Below are 933 nucleotides of genomic sequence, written 5' to 3'. Positions count from 1 at the left end.
TTCGGTTTTGCCGACAAGCAGGTTTTCTTGCGCCAATCCTTTGAAGTATTGGCCGACGGCGTAGGCTGCCGCAGGGCTGGCGGTGGCGGTGGCGATGCCCAAACCACTGTCGGTCGGGGCGGATAAGCCTGCTGCCAAGGAATTAAGTGCCAACTTGCCATATTGCCAGTTTGCCAATCGGCGGTCGTAATCTCTTTGGCTGATCCGGCCTGTTTCCAACTGCTCTTTTAGGCTGTCTAACCGTTTGTTGATTTCGGTATTGGCATACTGTACGTTTTGGCCGAACTGCTGCGTTACCTCCCGCCGGATATCCAGCTCTTTCTGAACCCGCTCTTTATCAAACGTGTTGTTCAGACGGCCTGAATGCTGCTCTGCGGTTTCGGTGCGTACGGCGGTGTAGACGGCTTGGGCCTGTGCGCCTGTGGTGTCGTTGCCGATGGTGATGTTGCTGGTGCCGATGCCGCTCTTGGTGAGGCTGCTGCGGTTGTCGCCGTCGCGACCGAAGCCTATGCTCTGGCTGTAGCCTTCCGGGCTGCCGCCGGCGGTGCCGCCGCTGCCTGCCGCGCCGGTGTTGTAGAGCTTGACGCCGCCTAGGTTTTGGCTCTGCCCGAGGTTTTCGCCGCTCATGCCGCCGCTCATGCCTATGCCGTAGCTTTCGCCTTGGTAGCGGCTGTGGTTTTCGATATCGCTGTGGCTGAGGGTGGCCGTCTGAAAGCGGTTGCGGTTGTTTTGTTCGGCGGCTTCGGTGGCGGTGATGATACCGCCTTTTAAGTCGGTGTGTTCTTTTACGTTGACTTGGAAGCCGCCGTCGCCGGCAAACAGCCCGCTTTGGCGGGTGGTGCTGCGGTGGTCGGCTTCGATATTGCCGTATTCGGCGCTGCCTGAGGCGCTGAAGCCGTAGCCGGCGGTTACTTGGGCTTCGATGCGGTAGTT

General features: G+C 59.5%; 1 pseudogene. It reads right to left on the bottom strand.

The window, feature by feature from the left end:
- Window positions 1–933, bottom strand: a pseudogene (locus tag NQ012_RS12815) (hemagglutinin repeat-containing protein); the annotation flags it as partial.

This window comes from Neisseria dentiae (assembly GCF_024580525.1).
Lineage (GTDB): Bacteria > Pseudomonadota > Gammaproteobacteria > Burkholderiales > Neisseriaceae > Neisseria > Neisseria dentiae_A.
The sequence above is the reverse complement of the archived record's forward strand: the minus strand, read 5'-3'. Positions and strand labels throughout refer to the sequence as shown.